This window comes from Sporosarcina thermotolerans (genome assembly GCF_042658975.1).
In the GTDB taxonomy this organism is placed as follows: Bacteria; Bacillota; Bacilli; order Bacillales_A; family Planococcaceae; genus Sporosarcina; species Sporosarcina thermotolerans.
Map to the genome: position 1 here is coordinate 275833 of NZ_JBHSRM010000003.1, position 17218 is coordinate 293050.

16 protein-coding genes and 1 pseudogene are annotated in these 17218 nt (G+C 43.0%); 2 read left to right on the forward strand and 15 right to left on the reverse strand.

Annotation, left to right across the window (positions count from 1 at the left end; translation table 11 throughout):
- Positions 1-8: 8 nt before the first annotated feature.
- The 9 genes and pseudogenes from ACFPZG_RS04155 to ACFPZG_RS04195 all read right to left on the reverse strand — a co-directional run bounded on the left by ACFPZG_RS04155 (position 9) and on the right by ACFPZG_RS04195 (position 9988).
- Positions 9-1343, reverse strand: a pseudogene (locus ACFPZG_RS04155) (Na+/H+ antiporter NhaC family protein).
- A 12-nt stretch (positions 1344-1355) separates the two neighbouring features.
- Positions 1356-2138: an SDR family NAD(P)-dependent oxidoreductase gene (locus tag ACFPZG_RS04160; RefSeq protein ID WP_283732823.1), complete on the reverse strand. Its 783-nt coding sequence runs from the start codon at positions 2136-2138 to the stop codon at positions 1356-1358.
- A gap of 4 nt (positions 2139-2142) precedes the next feature.
- Positions 2143-3135 carry a sugar phosphate isomerase/epimerase family protein gene (locus tag ACFPZG_RS04165; RefSeq protein WP_283732824.1) on the reverse strand — a complete coding sequence of 331 codons (993 nt, stop codon included), beginning with the start codon at positions 3133-3135 and terminating at the stop codon, positions 2143-2145.
- Between the two features lie 14 nt (positions 3136-3149).
- Complete coding sequence (locus tag ACFPZG_RS04170) at positions 3150-4334, reverse strand: trans-sulfuration enzyme family protein (RefSeq protein ID WP_317940284.1); 1185 nt, start codon at positions 4332-4334, stop codon at positions 3150-3152.
- Complete coding sequence (locus tag ACFPZG_RS04175) at positions 4324-5376, reverse strand: 2-hydroxyacid dehydrogenase (protein WP_283732827.1); 1053 nt, start codon at positions 5374-5376, stop codon at positions 4324-4326. The genes ACFPZG_RS04170 and ACFPZG_RS04175 overlap by 11 nt, the downstream gene beginning before the upstream one ends.
- The gene (locus tag ACFPZG_RS04180; protein WP_283732828.1) at positions 5361-6926 is read right to left on the reverse strand and encodes an FGGY-family carbohydrate kinase; all 1566 of its coding nucleotides are present in this window, start codon (positions 6924-6926) and stop codon (positions 5361-5363) included. The genes ACFPZG_RS04175 and ACFPZG_RS04180 overlap by 16 nt, the downstream gene beginning before the upstream one ends.
- A gap of 14 nt (positions 6927-6940) precedes the next feature.
- A complete protein-coding gene (locus ACFPZG_RS04185; protein WP_317940285.1) occupies positions 6941-7876 on the reverse strand; it encodes a sugar-binding transcriptional regulator in 936 nt (311 codons plus the stop codon).
- 269 nt (positions 7877-8145) lie between these two features.
- The gene (locus ACFPZG_RS04190; RefSeq protein ID WP_283732831.1) at positions 8146-9786 is read right to left on the reverse strand and encodes a glycerol-3-phosphate dehydrogenase/oxidase; all 1641 of its coding nucleotides are present in this window, start codon (positions 9784-9786) and stop codon (positions 8146-8148) included.
- 31 nt (positions 9787-9817) lie between these two features.
- The gene (locus ACFPZG_RS04195; RefSeq protein ID WP_283732832.1) at positions 9818-9988 is read right to left on the reverse strand and encodes a hypothetical protein; all 171 of its coding nucleotides are present in this window, start codon (positions 9986-9988) and stop codon (positions 9818-9820) included.
- A gap of 90 nt (positions 9989-10078) precedes the next feature.
- On the opposite strand from ACFPZG_RS04195, the gene ACFPZG_RS04200 reads away from it, so the two are divergent.
- Positions 10079-10525 (forward strand): glycerol-3-phosphate responsive antiterminator, encoded by a 447-nt coding sequence (locus ACFPZG_RS04200; RefSeq protein ID WP_283732833.1) that lies wholly within the window; start codon positions 10079-10081, stop codon positions 10523-10525.
- Here ACFPZG_RS04200 and ACFPZG_RS04205 read toward each other — a convergent pair.
- From ACFPZG_RS04205 to ACFPZG_RS04230, 6 genes are all read right to left on the reverse strand, one after another.
- Positions 10520-10720 carry an HAD hydrolase-like protein gene (locus ACFPZG_RS04205; RefSeq protein ID WP_317940286.1) on the reverse strand — a complete coding sequence of 67 codons (201 nt, stop codon included), beginning with the start codon at positions 10718-10720 and terminating at the stop codon, positions 10520-10522. The genes ACFPZG_RS04200 and ACFPZG_RS04205 overlap by 6 nt on opposite strands.
- A gap of 3 nt (positions 10721-10723) precedes the next feature.
- Positions 10724-11293, reverse strand: a complete 570-nt coding sequence (locus tag ACFPZG_RS04210) for an HAD-IIA family hydrolase (protein ID WP_317940287.1) — start codon at positions 11291-11293, stop codon at positions 10724-10726.
- A 57-nt stretch (positions 11294-11350) separates the two neighbouring features.
- Complete coding sequence (locus ACFPZG_RS04215; RefSeq protein WP_381426410.1) at positions 11351-11746, reverse strand: ABC transporter permease subunit; 396 nt, start codon at positions 11744-11746, stop codon at positions 11351-11353.
- Between the two features lie 104 nt (positions 11747-11850).
- On the reverse strand, positions 11851-12963 hold the full coding sequence (locus tag ACFPZG_RS04220) for an RNA-guided endonuclease TnpB family protein (RefSeq protein WP_283732835.1): 1113 nt from the start codon (positions 12961-12963) through the stop codon (positions 11851-11853).
- Positions 12964-13029: 66 nt separating this feature from the next.
- Positions 13030-13182, reverse strand: coding sequence for a hypothetical protein (locus ACFPZG_RS04225; RefSeq protein WP_283732836.1), 153 nt, complete (start codon positions 13180-13182; stop codon positions 13030-13032).
- Between the two features lie 124 nt (positions 13183-13306).
- Positions 13307-15673, reverse strand: a complete 2367-nt coding sequence (locus tag ACFPZG_RS04230; protein WP_283734696.1) for a bifunctional 2',3'-cyclic-nucleotide 2'-phosphodiesterase/3'-nucleotidase — start codon at positions 15671-15673, stop codon at positions 13307-13309.
- A 515-nt stretch (positions 15674-16188) separates the two neighbouring features.
- On the opposite strand from ACFPZG_RS04230, the gene ACFPZG_RS04235 reads away from it, so the two are divergent.
- Positions 16189-17217 carry an AI-2E family transporter gene (locus ACFPZG_RS04235; RefSeq protein WP_283732837.1) on the forward strand — a complete coding sequence of 343 codons (1029 nt, stop codon included), beginning with the start codon at positions 16189-16191 and terminating at the stop codon, positions 17215-17217.
- Position 17218 lies beyond the last annotated feature (1 nt).

Consider the following 17218-nt stretch of genomic DNA (forward strand, 5'->3'; position numbering starts at 1 on the left):
ACAACCCCTTACACATTCTTATTCACTTCTATAGCTGTTTGGGGTACTTTCTTTTTCCCAAGACGTGGCACGTTGAAAACGATTGCCAGTATTCCGAAGAACAAAATAAGGAATGGATAGATCGAATACGGCATAATGCTTAGCGGCGAAATAGAAGCGATTCCCGCAGCAACTAACATCTGACCGCCATACGGTACCATGCCTTGCCATGCACATGAGAAAATATCCAGTATACTCGCAGACCTTCTGGGGTCGATATCATATTCATCCGCGATATCCTTCGCCAACGGCCCCGTCATAACAATGGAAATTGTATTATTTGCTGTTGCAATATCCGCAACACTTACTAACCCAGCTATTCCAAACTCGGCACCCTTTTTGGATTTGATTTTGCTGGTGATCGTATAAAGCATATAGTCGATTCCGCCGTTATGTTTTATGATTTCAACGATACCGCCTATCAAAATCGCAATCATTGCCAAGTCTTCCATTCCCATAATCCCTTCGCCCATTAGCCCGAAAAAGCCATAAACCCCAAATGAGCCGTCAATTATCCCGATAATCCCTGCAAATACTGTCCCGCCAATCAAGACTAACATCACATTCACGCCCATCAAGGCGACAACAAGTACGGCCAAGTACGGAAGAACCTTAACTAAATTATAAGAAAGGTCCCCTCCAATATTTGCAGAACTTCCTGCAGTTGCAATGCCAAGGAGGATGGCAGTCACAATAGCCGCAGGTAAAACGATGATGAAGTTCACCTTGAATTTATCACTCATCTGGGTACCTTGTGTTCGTACAGCCGCAATCGTCGTATCTGATATCATGGAAAGATTGTCCCCAAACATCGCTCCACCGATAACAGCACCCATTGCAAGCGCAGGAGAAATTCCAGCCTGTTGTGCAACTCCGAAAGCAATTGGAGCCAATGCGACAACAGTACCCATTGAAGTCCCCATTGATAATGAAATAAAACACCCAATGACGAAAATCCCGACAATCAATAGGTTCGCGGGAATCACAGATAACCCGAGATTCACCGTGGAATCGACTGCCCCCATCCCTCAAGCAACAGAAGCAAATGCGCCGGCAAGGATAAAGATGATCGCCATTAAAATAATATTAGGATGACCGCCGCCTTTTGTGAAAATATCAACCTTTGTAGATAGTTTTTCTTTCCGATTCATCGCCAATGCCACTACCCCAGCAATGACAAATGCAACGATTACCGGCATCTTTCCAAAGTCATTTGTAATCAAGGCCGTGCCGATGAATAGCAATAAAAATACAAATAGTGGCAGCAAAGCCCATGGGTTCCCCTTACTCAACTTCGTTTTCATTTCTCCCACTCCCTAGTTCATAGTCATTCCGCCCGTGACATTAATACTTTGTCCCGTCATATAGCTTGCAAGTTCAGAAGCTAAAAACAATACAACATTTGCGACGTCTCTAGGTTGCCCGGTCCTTCCTAAAGGCACTTGGGAATTGTCCTCCTGCTCGACTTCCTCCGCCTTCATTCCCCTTAAATTTCCACCCCATACACGTTCAATCCTCTTCATATCCGTTTCGATAATGCCAGGACAAACTGCGTTCACTAAAATCTTTTCCTTTGCAAGCTCCAATGCCATTACCTTTGTCAGTCCAAGGACAGCATGCTTCGAAGCGACATAGTTACCCATGCATCGATAACCATTCTTTCCCGCTTGCGAAGCAATCGTTATGATTCTACCCCCTTCCCCTTGTTCCTTGAACATCTTTATCACATTTTGGCTTGCAAGAAAAACCCCTTTTGCGTTCAAATCCATAATGCTATCCCAATCTTCTTCCTTTATATCTTCCACATAATCCATCGTGGAGGAGCCAGCATTATTGACCAAAATATCTATTCTGCCGAAATGTTCCTTTGTCGCGCTGACCATTCTTTCGATGTCCTGCTTTTTCGAAACATCCGCAGCAAATGGAAAGACATGATCCACCCCAAACTCCGCGGCGACCTCATCACAAAGTTCTTGACGCCTTCCGACAATGGCCACTTTCGCCCCACTCTCAACAAATAGCTCTACTATCGCCTTACCAATCCCTTTTGTTCCCCCAGTGACAATTGCAACTTTTCCTGTTAAGTCAATACAATACATTCTCCTACCCCCTGACTGTCGCCGCGAATATTCCTTGGAATAGATGCTTTTGTACTGCCAAAGCATCCTGTTCGGCTAATAACTTCTCCATAAATGCATCATCCATCTCATCTACAAATCGGCCCATTTGCTCCATCACTTCAATCGAATGCTCAACAACGCCAATCTGATCTTCCCTTGCAGGCGTTATATCAAGGCTGATCCATCCTTGATATCCGATTTTCTTCAAGTAATAAAAGAATTCAAGTGTTTCCCAGACATGATAGGAGCCGACCATGAAATCATCGTCCCAATCCCTCGTATTGTCATTCATATGCACATGGAATAGCTTCCCGTATCGGTTCAGCAACACCGCAGATTCCGCTGGATTTTCCTTAACTTGTAAGGCATGGCCAAAATCGATCGTTACCCCAAAATTATCCGCACCGATTTCTTGCAACATCATCAATGAAGTTCCAACAGTACTAATCGCCGATCTTCCCCGCGGCTCTCTCCCTTTATACTCAATGGCGAACTTCTGATTCGGGAATTCCTCTACAACACTTTTTACGGAACTGATTAAGTGATTCCATAAGTCGATGAAATTCACTTGGAATGGATAATCATGACCGTCAGCACCTGGCCAAATATTGACGACTTCAACACCAAGTTGCCGTGCAGCCCTCGCTGCTCCCCTAATGATTTCCATTGCGTCTTCCCGGATAACTAAATCGTTTGCAGAAAGAGCGCCTTTACGGAATTTCCTATTTCCGAATATTTCACAGTTAATGGCTGCAATCTCCAAGCCGAACTCGTCAATCATCTGCTTCGTCTCATCAACTGACGACTCGTCAAAATCGCCATTGAAATGGATTTCAACACCTTTTATACCTTTTGATTCGGAAGCGGCCTTCAATTTCTCCCTGAAGGTTCTTGATTGTTGATAACCCTGCTCACAAAAGCGGTCCGAAACGGAACCGTAAGCCCAAACACCGACTGCATACTTGTATTTCGCCAATCAAATACCCCCCTTTAAATTTTTTCCAAAGACTGCGCGATGTCCTCAATAATGTCTTTCGCATTTTCTATTCCGACAGAAAGCCTAATCAAACTATCTGTTATCCCGTGCTTCCGCCTTTCTTCAAGCGGCAGTGACTTATGGGTCATTGAGGCAGGGTGTTGCACGAGGGAACCAACATCCCCTAAACTTACAGCCAACTGAATCATTTTGAGATTATCGCAAAATGCCTGCCCTTTCTCGAGCCCTCCTTTCAATTCGAATGAAATAAGACCTCCATAACCGCCCATTTGCTTTTTCACTAGCTCATACTGCGGAAATGATTCCAAACCAGGGTAGACGAGCAACTCGATCTTTTCATGATTTTCCAAAAACCTTGCCACTTCCATTGCATTGGAATTATGCTTTTCCATTCTTAATGCCAATGTTTGCAAGCCGCGCTTCACTAAAAAACAAGTGAAAGGGGAGATTAATCCACCTAACTTTGTGACCGGATCATGTAATCCTTTTTTAATGAATTCCTCAGAACCGACAACCGCGCCTGCAATGAGGTCACCGTGCCCGCCCATATATTTAGTTGCGCTATGGACGACAATATCCGCGCCTAATTCTAGTGGTCTTTGAAAATATGGAGTCATAAATGTGTTGTCAACAACTAATTTAATGCCATGTTCCTTACACAACTCAGCAGTTTCTTTGATGTCAACAATTTTCAAGGTAGGATTTGCGGGAGTCTCGATATAGACAAATTTCGTATTGGGGCGTATCGAACTTTTCAACAGTTCAATATCTGATGTATCAATAAATGAAGCGCTTACATTAAATTTCGAAAAAATCTTTGCGAACAGCCCATACGTGCCACCGTAAACGACGGTATCACATACGACATGATCACCTGCTTCAAGCAATGCTGTGCAAGTCGCTGCAATTGCCGCCATCCCTGACGCGAATGCCTTACACGCTTCCCCTCCCTCTAAAGCAGCAATTTTAGCTTCAAGCTCAAGCTCTGTTGGACTATGATCACGGCCGTACAAGTATCCAAATTGTTCCCCGGAGAAGATTTTCCCTGCTTCCTCTGTACTTTTATACGTATACGTGGAAGTTTGGTAGATTGGCGACACAATGGCTCCGGTATGCGGGCAAGGATCTGAACCAACATGGACTGCTTTCGTTTCAAAATCCCATTTTTCATTCAACAACAGGAACTCCCCCTTTTTCTTCTTTATATTGAAACTCAAGTAATTCACCGTTCATGAACTTCTTTAAATCAGAGATTATCATTTTAGTATGATTAGTTATGGCGTCGTACGTTGCCCCGGCTATATGAGGGGTAATGATGACGTTTTCAAGTTCATTTAAAAATGGATGATCGGCTTGCAATGGCTCACTCGCAAATACATCAAGCGCCGCCCCAGCAATTTCTTTATTCCTTAATGCCTCGATTAAATCTTCTTCATTTATAATGGCACCGCGGCTCGTGTTGATTAAATACGCAGATCTTTTCATCAGCTGAAATGTCCTTTTATTCATAAGACCGATCGTTTCAGGTACGACTGCCGCATGCAATGTGATGAAATCGCTTTGCAGCAGCAATTCATTCAAGTCTACTTGCCTATTAGATCCATCTACTATTTTGAAATTCGGATCATAAACAAGAATGTCCATACCGAATGCTTTCGCAAGCTCCGCAACCTTTTTACCGATTTGTCCGAAACCGACTATGCCCAATGTTTTCCCTTTCAATTCAAATCCTTTGAAAACCAAATAGGGGCTTCCCTCGCCAAGTGCCCATGTCACATCCGCCTTACCAATATCGGAAGTCTTACCCTTTTCCACAGATTCCTGGACATACTTGCCATTCTTAAGTGCCATATACGCAAATGGAGTATTACGGGAAATATTCAACATTAACGAAAAGGTATACTCCGCAGCGCTGTCCGCATTTCTTCCTGGCGTATGAATTATTGGAATGCCATGCTCAAAAGCTGCATCATAGTCGATATTTACAGGATTCGATCTTGTGCATGCGATCAGTTTCAGATTAGGGCAGCTTTCAATGACTTTCCGTGTAACTTTATCGTAGCTCGTTATCAAAACCTCTTTGTCTCGCAATCTGTCAATTAATTCATCCTCATCTAACAAACGATTTGACGTAAACCATCCCCCCTTTTCCACCTCAAGAAACTCTTCTATTTCTTCTATAAGCGTCTTATCCATTTCAGCTGTCAGTAGGGCTCGCATACCTTTTCCTCCACTCTGTTTTTGACCTTATTCATAAACTGATGCCTTAGTTCCCAGTTTTCAATATTCGACGTTCGAATTTGCTTATATAGCTTGAACAAGTCATCATACAGTTCCGCATTCTCCTTAATGGGAAGATAAGACTTCTCCACTGTTGTTGTTGTCTGTACAGCCTTATCAAGGGACTCATAAACCCCCGATTGAACTGCTGCCAGAAAAAATGCTCCTTTAGAGGTGATTTCCTTGCCTACCAACTTAACGACTTCCGTCCCGGTACAATCCGCAATAATTTGCGGCAGAAGAACACTGTTTGAACCGCCACCATTCAAGACGATCCGTTTAACCCCTATTGCAGAATCGAGACAATCCCTTATCGAAAGAGCAATCCCTTCATATACTGCGCGGCTTAGATGCGCTTTGGATGTAGACTGTTGAATCCCGAAAAACTGGGCTGAAGCGTATGGATTATAGAAGGGAGCCCTTTCGCCCACCATAATATATGGATGGTAAAGTACACCTCCTGCGCCAATTGGAACCGCTTTCATTTCATCGTCCAATAAAGCAAAGAAATCGTCTTTTTCCTGTTGGTCTCTAAAATCCGTCTCATAGAGAACATTCGTGATCCAATCGATATTTGGCGTACCTGCCATACTACCTGCCATTTTCAAGTATTGACCAGGGCTTGCACCAAATTGGGTGCTGCCTTTACCATCATGATTCGGTGGTAGTGTGGCAATCAACCTCTGAATGCTGCATGTTGTTCCAATCGTAATACTTATTTCCCCTTCATTTATAGCTCCGCTGCCTAATGCGTTTGCTATGATATCGAGTGAACCAATCACGACAGGCGTACCTTCAAGGAGACCCGTGAGACTGGCAGCCTCCTCCGTAATTGTTCCACCATTTTCGCCCGCATAATGAATTGGCGGGATGAGCCGGCCTAAATGGGGAATTTCAAGTAGATCGAATACTTCCGATGATACTTTTCCAAATTTCATATCTAACATTGAAGTTGAGATATCCGAATAATCGGTACGGGCTACGCTTGTTAATTTCAACCGAATCCAATCCTTGCACGTTAGGCACCACTTCGCCTTGCTCAACGAGGATGGCTCATTTTTATCCAACCATTTGAGCAAAGCAATAGTTGAACCTGGAACCAGGCCTGAATAAGTGATGGCTTCGTAGTTCAATTGTTCGTCAATCGGAATTTCACTGAGTAGTTTGGCTGCTCTTTTATCCATCCAAAGAATAGCATTCCGAACAGGCATATATTGACTATCGACTAGCCAACATCCTTCCCCCTGCCCCGTGATTCCTATATTTAGAATCGAGCTCGGATGAATGGCAGTTTGTTCAATTAATTCGCGGATGGATGAAGCGACCTTTTCCCAAAGCAGTGTCATATCTAATTCAAACCGTTCATTTCCGGATTGGATCATATGTACCGACCGGACAATTGAGTTGATAATTGTTCCATTGATATGGAACAAGGAAACTTTCAGGTTAGTCGTACCGGCGTCAATCGTTACGATATAGTTTTTCTTCACACCCAGCCCCCCTACTATATTTCCGATGAAATCATATGTGCAGTGATGGAATCGGTAATTAATACGTCAACCGCCCCTGTTCGTAATGCCCCGATGATTGCATTCACTTTTTCCGCTCCACCTGCGATTGCCACGACATTCGGGATGTTAAGAAGCTGAGCTCTATCCAGCCCAATTGAAAAATGCTCAACATTTTCTTCGATGAAATTACCTGTCTTATCAAATACATGCAGACAAATATCGCCGACCGCATTATTGCCATGCAAATAATTTAGGTAATCACTATCCAAATACTTCTGTTCGTAAATCGTCGATACACTACTCAGTTCACCGATCCCGACAAAGGCAATGTCGCAATGGTCGATTTCTTCCATCACCACACGGATGCTGTCCTCCTGTAATATTGATTCCTTCAATTCCCTGCTTTTCACAATGGCAGGAGCGTAGATATAATGTGGAACTCCACCAAGGCTTGACGCGAATTGCCGTGTAATTTCATTCGTCATATCGGCAGCTATATTAGAATTCACCCCACCAACAAGTTGAATGACTTCAACATTTCCTTTTTGGCCATTGCGTAAATTAGCCCCCACTTCATGCAGCGTCTTCCCCCAAGAAACCCCGATTTTAACATCATCATTCAGTTGACTCATCAGGAATTCTGCACCCGCAACACCAAGTTGCCTCGTAATATCCTCTTTACTATCTGCATGAGCAACAATTACACGCCTAAGATTAAATTTCTTTTCCAAAGCACTCTCCAATTCTTCGAAAGAGTCCTCTAATTTCATAATCTCGATTTTCACAATACCTTCCTCATGCAATCTCTTAATAGATCGATTCACTTTTTGACGCGAAATGGACAGCTTTTGCGCAATCTCCTGTTGCGTCAACCCATCTTTATAATAATAATGCGCAATTTTAATGAGTTCTCTCTTATCCTCTAGCAAAAGGCCACCTCTTTTCATCGTTACATTTGCTCATATATATTACATATGTAACTATCTTCAATTTAATCACAGTAATCTGAATATGTAAATAGTTTACGAGAAGTTTTTGGGGTCATTGTGAAGGTACCTGTGCATTACACGTTTATGACAATTCATCGAAATGAAAATTCTCGATTGTTTGCTGCACAGGCACGTTTACAATTTGGCCTCACACAAAAAAGGAGGACAACGAAATTATCGTTGTCCTCCCATTAATTTCCAATCAAGACTCATACTATCTCTTCAATCCGCTGATTCAAATCATCCATACGCTTCTGCGTTTCCTCAAAACTCCACTTCATTACAATAGCCATATACGCAACAACTTCGTATTTCCATTTATTCACCCAGTCGATGTCGAATAGGACTGCGCCGGTTCTTCTGATGAAGTAGTCGGCGGGTGTGATGGCCATTTCTTCTTCGATTGCGTAGTGGAGGGTCAGCTTAATGGACAGCGGCAAGTTCGTTTCTTGTAATTCTTTGCCCGCATATCTTAATACTGAATCCGTGTTTGTACCGTATGTTGCAAGGATGCTTGTTGCGTCACCGAGTGAAATGCCTGTTTCTACGGCAATAGCCTGAGCTCTATCGTTTATGAAACGCCCATAGTCTTCAGGATTATTGAAATTCCCACCTGATAACTTCATTTGCTTAGTTACAGACTCTGTGCAATTCTTGCCTTCTTGTTTTAATTGCTCGCAAATCATGTCTGTGACGGTTTCAGCCATTTTCCGGTAGCCGGTCAATTTGCCGCCAGCGATTGTGATCAAACCTGTTTCAGATGTCCAGATCTCATCTTTCCGTGAAATTTCGGATGGTCCTTTCCCTTCCTGGCGGATTAACGGCCGCACGCCTGCCCACGCAGATTCGATATCCTGCATGCTAAGTTGCAAGTCCGGAAACATGAATGCAATGCTTTTCAATATATATTGTTTGTCTTCCTCGGTGATTTCGGGATTCACCAAATCACCGTGGTACTCGGTATCGGTCGTTCCTACATACGTTTTCCCATTCCTCGGAATGGCAAATACCATTCGTCCGTCAGGTGTGTCGAAATAGACTGCTTGACGTAATGGGAATTTCGAACCGTCGATGACGATATGAACGCCTTTTGAATGAAAAAGACTTTTCCCTTCAATCTTCCGGTCTTGACCGATTGTCTCTTCAACCCATGGACCAGTGGCGTTAATAATTTTTTTGCCCATAACAAGATATCGCTCTTCATCCAAAACATCCCGGAAATATAGTCCTGCAACCTTTCCGTGCGCGTCATATTTAAACGACTCAGCTTTCACATAGTTAAGCAAGTCGACGCCATTTGCATAAGCAGTTTTCGCCACTTCAATTGTCAATCGTGCGTCGTCTGTCCGATATTCAACGTAATAGCCTGCACCTTGGAGATCTTTCTTTTTTAATAAAGGCTCTTTCCGTAAACTTTCTTCCATTGTCAGCATTTTACGCCGCTCGTTTCTTTTAACTCCAGCCAAAAAATCATAGACTTTTAAACCAAGCGACGTGGAATACTTCCCGAATGTCCCTTTACGATAAATCGGCAGTAACATCCACTCCGGGTGAGTAACATGAGGCGCATTTCGATAGACGACTTCCCTTTCCTTCCCAACTTCCGCAACCATTCCCACTTCAAATTGCTTTAAATAGCGCAATCCACCGTGGACAAGTTTCGTGGAACGGCTTGATGTCCCAGCAGCAAAATCTTGCATTTCAACCAAAAGAGTCTTCAAACCCCTTGTTACACTATCAAGGGCAATTCCTGTTCCGGTAATTCCGCCCCCGATAATTATCACGTCATAGTGCTCGTTTTCAATCCCGCTTAATAATTCTTGTCTGCCTTTAAATGAAAATGATTTCATTTTTTACACGCTCCTATAATGAAAAAGAACATTACAATAACCCCGCCGAGTGCAGGAATTGTAATGGTCTTTTCTCATAATCTCTGACCTTCCCGGTTTGAAGGAAGACAATATTGACATTCGAAGTAAGTGCGTGTTGTAAATCCTCCTCACTTTTTACGGAGGCAATCATTTGGGATTCCACCATGTCAACTAATTTCAAGTTTATTCATCCTTTCGATAAATACGGAATGGTTACTCTCTACTATAATAGTCCAAGAGATGAAATTTTGGAAAGAATTAATTTTATCTGATGACCATTGCCAACTATATTGAACAGTTGCGCAAGGCCGATAAACATGTGTTCCTTCACATGGATTTTATTGACGGAATATCCAATTCACGAAGCGCACTTAGCTATGTTGCAGAATATTGGAAGCCGACCGGCATCATTACAACAAAAACCAATGTTGTTAAAGCTGCAAAGGAATTGGGTCTAAGAACGATTCAACGTATCTTTCTGTTGGACCAAGCCGCCATTACGAAAGGGATTGAAATGGTCAAATCCTGCCAACCAGATGCTGTTGAAATTCTGCCTGGCATTATCCCGAAAGTGATTGATCAACTTTCAAGGGAACTTGACTATCCCATCATCGCAGGCGGTTTGATCACTGATCTTTCAGAAGTCTATGAAGCGCTTCAAGTTGGCGCGTTGGCCGTTTCATCCGGTGATCCGGAAATGTGGAAATTTGATTTATAAGGTTGCGATGTCCTTTACACTATCAAGTACATATTCCGGTTGATGAACACTTACCTTCAACATCTCTTCATTCGTAATGCCTGACATGACTAAGACGGAATGGATTCCTGCGTCATTCGCCATTTTAATGTCCGTTTCCAAACGGTCACCGACCATATAGCATTGGCCAGCTTCCATGCCCAATACATTTTTCAAGACTTATTCGGCCATCAAAAGTGAAGGCTTGCCAGTAATCATCTTCACCGGTTCACCAGTCGCCCCTTCAAGCGCGCCAATCATGGCTCCACAATCAGGGATTTCACCGTCTTTGACTGGACAAGTCCGATTGGGGTTCGTTGCAATGATTTCTGCACCATTTCGCCAAGCTTGGAAAGCATTGTTCAATTTCTCATAATTGAATTCACGATCCCAACCTAATACAACATGAGATGCGCTGGCGGGATTTTCCGCCAGCTTTATGTTTTCACTCGCCAATTCGTCGAATAACGGCCCCTCACCAATGACGTAAACAGTATCATCAGTTTTCATAACAGTTTTCAAGTAATGCGCTGTAATATAATTGGAATTAATGACCTCGTCAAGTTCCACTTCAATCCCTAACGCATTCAACTTCACGACATAATCTTTACGGCTTGCAATCGATTTATTCGTAAGGAACACGACTTTATCCCCGCGATCCTTAAGGGCTTTGATACCATCCGCCGCACCATCTATTATATGGTCGTCAAGATAAATCGTTCCATCCAAATCAAAGATAAAACCTTTCAAAACGCTCACTCCAAATCAGTTATGTTAGATGCCCGGTTGCAGTATGCTGTCAAAGGATTAAAGCTGTTGTTTCTTACCGATTAAGCTAGCAATCCCTTGCAATATCAACACCAGCGCAACGAGGATAACTGACATCGCTGCTGCTGAATAATATTCTGCCCGCAGGATGTTTTGGAAAATCGCCAAACTCATTGGAGCCCATTCAGGTGGTGCAAGCAAGATGGACACACTCGCCTCTTTAATAACCGTGATGAAAACAAGTACGGATCCGGCAGCAATCCCCGGAAGCATCAACGGGCCTACGATTGTAATCGCCGCTGTCAATGGGGTAGCCCCTAAGTTCACCGCTGCTTCTTCGATATCCGCTTTTATAGCCCGCATCGATCCCATAGTCGAACGGACCATATAAGGAAGTCGGCGAATTGTATAAGCGATGAGTGAACTACCCACCACTTAACGCTTTGCGTTTGAAGTGGGGGCTTCTCGACTTATCGCCGCTTCTAGTAGCCGGCGAAAACAGACCGAGCTATCTCTCTTGTTCCAAGAGTTCCGTTTCATCAGGACAAGTCCAGCATCAACTGTCCCTCATTCTTGATGTTGATAGCGGCATTCCAATCTCGGTCGATAACGAATCCGCAATCGCAATCAAAAGTCCGTTCGGAGAGGCGTAAGGCAGCATTGACATGCCCACAGGCCGAACACGTTTTCGACGAGGGGAACCATTTGTCAATTTTGATAAGTCGCTTACCTTGTTCATCCAATTTATACCGCAAGAATGTCGTGAACATCCCCCATCCGTTGTCGGCAACGCTTTTGCCGAAACGGAAGGCCTTCGACATCCCCTTCATATTAAGATCTTCGATGACGACACAATCGTATTTATTTACCAATTTTCTTGACTCTTGATGAAGGTAGTTCTTTCGTTGGTTTGCCACTCTTTCGTGGAGTTTGGCGACTTTGGTCCGTTGTTTTTCCCAGCGGGAGGAGCCATTCATCATTTTGGACAATTTTCTTTGTTCCTTTGCCAGTTTTTCTTCTGTCTGTCGATAGAATCGTGGATAATTGGCTTTCTTACCCTTTTCGCTCTCAACAAAAAGTCCATTCATGGCAAAATCCAATCCGACTACATGATTGATTTCTTTTTTGACGGGATTGTGTTCGTATTCTGTGAGAATGGAAATATGGTACTTTCCAGTGGCTGAACGGGAAATGGTGCATGACTTGATGACATGATGGGATGGGATTTCGCGATGTTGTTTCATTTTAAGGGGTTTGAGTTTCGGTAGTTTGATGTGGGCATCCAGAATCTTGATGTTTCCGTTGACCATATTTGTCGTGTAGGATTGTTTCGACTTACGATTCTTGAACTTTGGATACTTTGTCTTGCCAGAGAAGAAATTGGAAAACGCCGTTTGCAGATTCAACTGGGCGTTAGCAAGTGCAAGGCTATCAACCTCCTTGAGCCACTCAAATTCTTTCTTGTATTTAGCGGGCGTCGGTAGCTTCTGTTTCTTCAGTAATACCATGTCGTGTTTTAGTTTTTCATAGGTTTCCTTGCGTTCCGCAAGCATTTTATTGTAGACAAAGCGAACACATCCGAATGTCTTGACCAAAAAGTCTTCCTGGTCCTTTGTCGGGTAGATTCGAAATTTGTATGCTTTATTTGCCACTCAATCACCTCATTTCAGAAAATCAGGAATACCTGTTCCTATTATATCAATAAAAAGAGGTGTTGGCTATCGCCAACCGAAATTCATCTCCGTCGGTTCTCCAGTAAAGCCGACAACAAAAACTGATAGGAGCGGTAGTAACATGAATAGACCAAAGAATGCAAAGATGAGAACTTTAACTACCGTTAATCCATTAATGCTGTTTTTTAAACGATTCATATTAACAGCACCCTCTCGTGTTCAACGGTCAACTTGTTTGTGAAGGTACCTGATACATTTCCCGAAAAACATGAAAAGCCAATGACACCCAAGCGTCATTGGCTTTCAGAATTTTTATCTAAGATCACTTCAACAAATACTTCCCAAACCCATCCGCTCCATCGCCAATATACTTAATATTGCTATTGGCAGACAAAACGTTGACCGCTTTTTTCGATGTTTCAAAGACAACAGTCGCGTTCGCTGGAAGTGTGGAGAACTTCCAGTTGCCGTCCGCTGATGGATCAATCACTTTCTCGGCAAGTATGAAATCGATGATCGCTTGGCGGTTTTCGTCCGGGTACACTTCAATATAGGAAGCGTTACGGACACCCGGGAATGTTCCATTTGCCCGATAGTTGTTTGTCGCGACGATGAATTCCTGTTTTAGGTCAATCGGCTTTCCATTGTACGTCAGGTTTTTGATGCGCGATGCATTGCCGTTGACCAAGTTGCCGTCGGGATCGTATTTCGCCGGTTGCGTGACGTCGATTTCGTACGTGACGCCATCAATCGCGTCATAATTGTAGGAACGGAAATCTGTATTGATCAATTGCTGTTCACCGGATTTCCCTGCAACGATCTGGTTGAATTGTCCCGCAGACATTTCAAGCCATTCTTTCACATCGGCGCCCGTCACTTTCACAATCGCCACTGTGTTGTCATATAAGTACAGGTCCGCTACGTTTTTGATTGCCAATTGCCCTTTTGGAACAAAGGTATAGTACTCCGGATCGCTGCGCGTCCCTGCTTTGAACGGCGCACCAGCTGATAGGACTGGAAGTTTTTCATTTACAGTGCCCTTCAATTTATCCTTCACATAGATGGTCTGCGCGTTCGTGACGATTTGAATCGAAGGATCATCTTGGACTTGCGAGAAGTAGCTATGAATGTCGGCAGTCGTTTCTCCGACCGGCTGACGGACGTACTTGATCGTGCCTTCATGCGCTTCCTTCACCGCTTTCACGACAGATTGGTCGACGTCGGAATTGCTTGTCTTCACAATTTCGCGAACTTCCGCATTCGACTTCACAATCTTCCACTGTTTGCCCTTCAACTCAAGTCGCAGGTCAATGACTCCCAAATGGCTGCCATATTTGCCAGGCATCACTATCGGAACTCCATTCACTGTACCTTTTTCCAAGTCAACTCCCGTAAGTGACGCATCCAATTTACCCGGGAATACAGCGTGCGCATGGCCCGTGATGATTGCATCTACGCCCTTCACTTTGGACAATAAATAAGTAACATCCTCTTCCCCGACCTCATGTTTCGCATCGCCAAAACCGGAGTGGGACAGTACGACGATCACGTCCGCCCCCGCTTTTTCCATTTGTGGAACGACCGCTTTGACAGCATTCACGGAATCGTCAACCGTCACTTTCCCTTCCAAGTGGGACTTGTCCCATTTCAGGATCTGTGGCGGAACAATCCCCGTCACGCCGACCTTAATCGTCGACTTCTTCCCTTTCGAGTCAACCACTTCTTTATTGATTATCACAAATGGTTCATACTTCAATTTACCGCTTTTTGCATCGCGGATATTCGCGTTCACATATGGGAAGTCCGCATCGTCAATGACTTCGTCCAAATACGGTAGACCATAGTTAAACTCATGGTTCCCAAGTGTCGCAGCATTGTAGCCCAATAGGTTCATCGCCCCAATGGATGGATGCGTTTCACCCTTCTTCAATTTATCAACTGCTTGCTTATAGGACCCAAGTGGCGTGCCTTGGATGGAATCGCCATTGTCGAACAGCAGCGTATTCGGATTCTCTTTCCGGGCTTGTTTAATCAACGTCGCCGTTTTTGCAAGTCCCAAGCTATTCGTTTCCGTGTCCTTATAATAGTCATAGTTCATCAGATTCGTATGGATATCAGAAGTCCCCAAAATACGCAGCGAAACAAAGGACTGCGACGCAAGATACTCTGAGAGGAAACGCTCCAACACCTTTTGCATTTCATGTTTGCTAATAATATTTTGAGGTTGGATCGTCTTGTTTGGATGCCCTTTCAAAAGACCTAAACCGACTGCCTTTGACAGCATCTCACGGCTTGACTTGCCAATCTTATGGCCGTCTTTGAATTGATTCAGCACCTTATCGGAAAACGTTTTGTCCGTGTCAATTCCACGTGTTACGATGACAATCGCATGCTCACGTGAAATCTTTTCATTCGGAGCAAACTTCGTCGGCGTCTTCCCGGCAATCAGTTTCAGCTCAATCGCCTTTTCAATATACGGCTTCAATGACTCCGGCACATCCTTGAACTTGACCGACTTCCCAGACCCTAATTCAACGTCCATCTGTTCAATCAATGATTTCACAAACTCGCCACGCGTAACACCCGTATCCGCCTTCGCTTTCCCGTTAGCCGAAACTTGTCCTTCACCGGTTAACCCGCCTGCTACCAAAGATAGCGCAAGAACCGACGCCGAAACATTTTTCCACATCCGCATATACGAACCTCCAATATATGGTTTTTCAAATCATCTCTATTATAACAACCGCACTATGATTAATTAATAAGCCTATGTAAGCGTTCTCTATATTTTCTGTAAACCATTAGTATCATATGTTCATAGGGAATTGTAACGGTATGATTTGTAAAGATTTTGTGAAGGTGCCTGTGCAAGACACTTTTATGGTAATTCAAATAAATGAATATAAATACATAACATCGAAACAAAATACCGACACTTATGCATTTACTATTATTAATTCATACATATCCAATGAATATTCTCGATTGTTTGTCACACAGGTACCTTCACAATTCTTTCCTAAAATCCACCCTCCACCCTTAATCAGAGATACCTAAACAATTTAAGTATATCTATTCACTTATTTGTGTAAAATAAAGTAAGATAGTAGATAAAAAGTTCTTGTTTGAAATCTATGGCAAACAAGAGGATACTAAACTTAAGGAATTTAATAGAAAATAGGTTATGAGGGGTATGGGTTTAAAATGGAAACGATAATTCGGCTATTACAAAGAAAAGAAGTGAAACGGGTCATAATTTTCGCATTAATGATCGTGGTTCTATTTAGCGTGAAAAGTATGATGAACTTAATCTTACTCACCTTTATTTTTTCATTCTTGATGAATCGACTCGTTGAATTTACGGCGAAGCGTGTTCGTTTGAATCATAAACTTATTGTCATTATGCTGTACACATTGATTGTCGGCATTTTGACGGTTGCTCTTGTCAAATATTTGCCGCTTATCTCCTATGAAATCACTCAGCTCATTAGGCAAATAACAAATTTCTTCACCCACCCGCAAGATAATCCGCTTTTAGGCGTTATTGATTCATTTATTTCCGCTGAACAGATAAAGGCCTATATCGATAATGGCGTATCGTTCCTACTTAAATCATTTTCAGATATAAGTAAAGTGAGTATACATGTACTGCTTGCATTGATTTTAAGTTTGTTTTTCCTTATTGAAAAACCGCGACTTGTCGAGTTTACAAATAAATTTAAAAACAGTAAGATTGCCCCGTTCTATCATGAAATTGAATTTTTCGGAAAGAAATTTTCACGTACATTCGGTAAAGTAATTGAAGCGCAATTCATCATTGCACTTGTCAATACGTTTTTGTCCGTCATTGTTTTAATGATTTTAGGCTATCCTCAGATTGTCGGGTTGGCCATCATGATTTTCTTCATGGGACTGATACCTGTCGCAGGAGTCGCCATTTCACTGATTCCCCTTACGATTATAGGCTTCACAATCGGCGGATTCCTGACGGTCTTCTACTTACTAATTGCTATTATGATCATCCATGCGATTGAAGCATACATTTTAAATCCTAAACTGATGTCTTCAAAAACGGATCTGCCTATCTTTTACACATTCGTCGTTCTTATTTTTTCGCAAAACTTCTTTGGCGTATGGGGCCTGATCATCGGGATTCCAATTTTCATATTCCTGCTCGACATTTTGGATGTGACCGATAAAGAGCCCGTTCCAACTAATAGTGACGAGATTTAAC

Bases quoted from the DNA above. Each gene is read 5' to 3' on its own strand.
- ACFPZG_RS04190 (WP_283732831.1), bottom strand. From the start codon at position 9,786: ATGAAATCATTTTCATTTAAAGGCAGACAAGAATTATTAAGCGGGATT.
- ACFPZG_RS04230 (WP_283734696.1), bottom strand. From the start codon at position 15,673: ATGTGGAAAAATGTTTCGGCGTCGGTTCTTGCGCTATCTTTGGTAGCA.
- ACFPZG_RS04225 (WP_283732836.1), bottom strand. From the start codon at position 13,182: ATGAATCGTTTAAAAAACAGCATTAATGGATTAACGGTAGTTAAAGTT.
- ACFPZG_RS04200 (WP_283732833.1), top strand. From the start codon at position 10,079: ATGACCATTGCCAACTATATTGAACAGTTGCGCAAGGCCGATAAACAT.
- ACFPZG_RS04175 (WP_283732827.1), bottom strand. From the start codon at position 5,376: ATGCGAGCCCTACTGACAGCTGAAATGGATAAGACGCTTATAGAAGAA.
- ACFPZG_RS04160 (WP_283732823.1), bottom strand. From the start codon at position 2,138: ATGTATTGTATTGACTTAACAGGAAAAGTTGCAATTGTCACTGGGGGA.
- ACFPZG_RS04235 (WP_283732837.1), top strand. From the start codon at position 16,189: ATGGAAACGATAATTCGGCTATTACAAAGAAAAGAAGTGAAACGGGTC.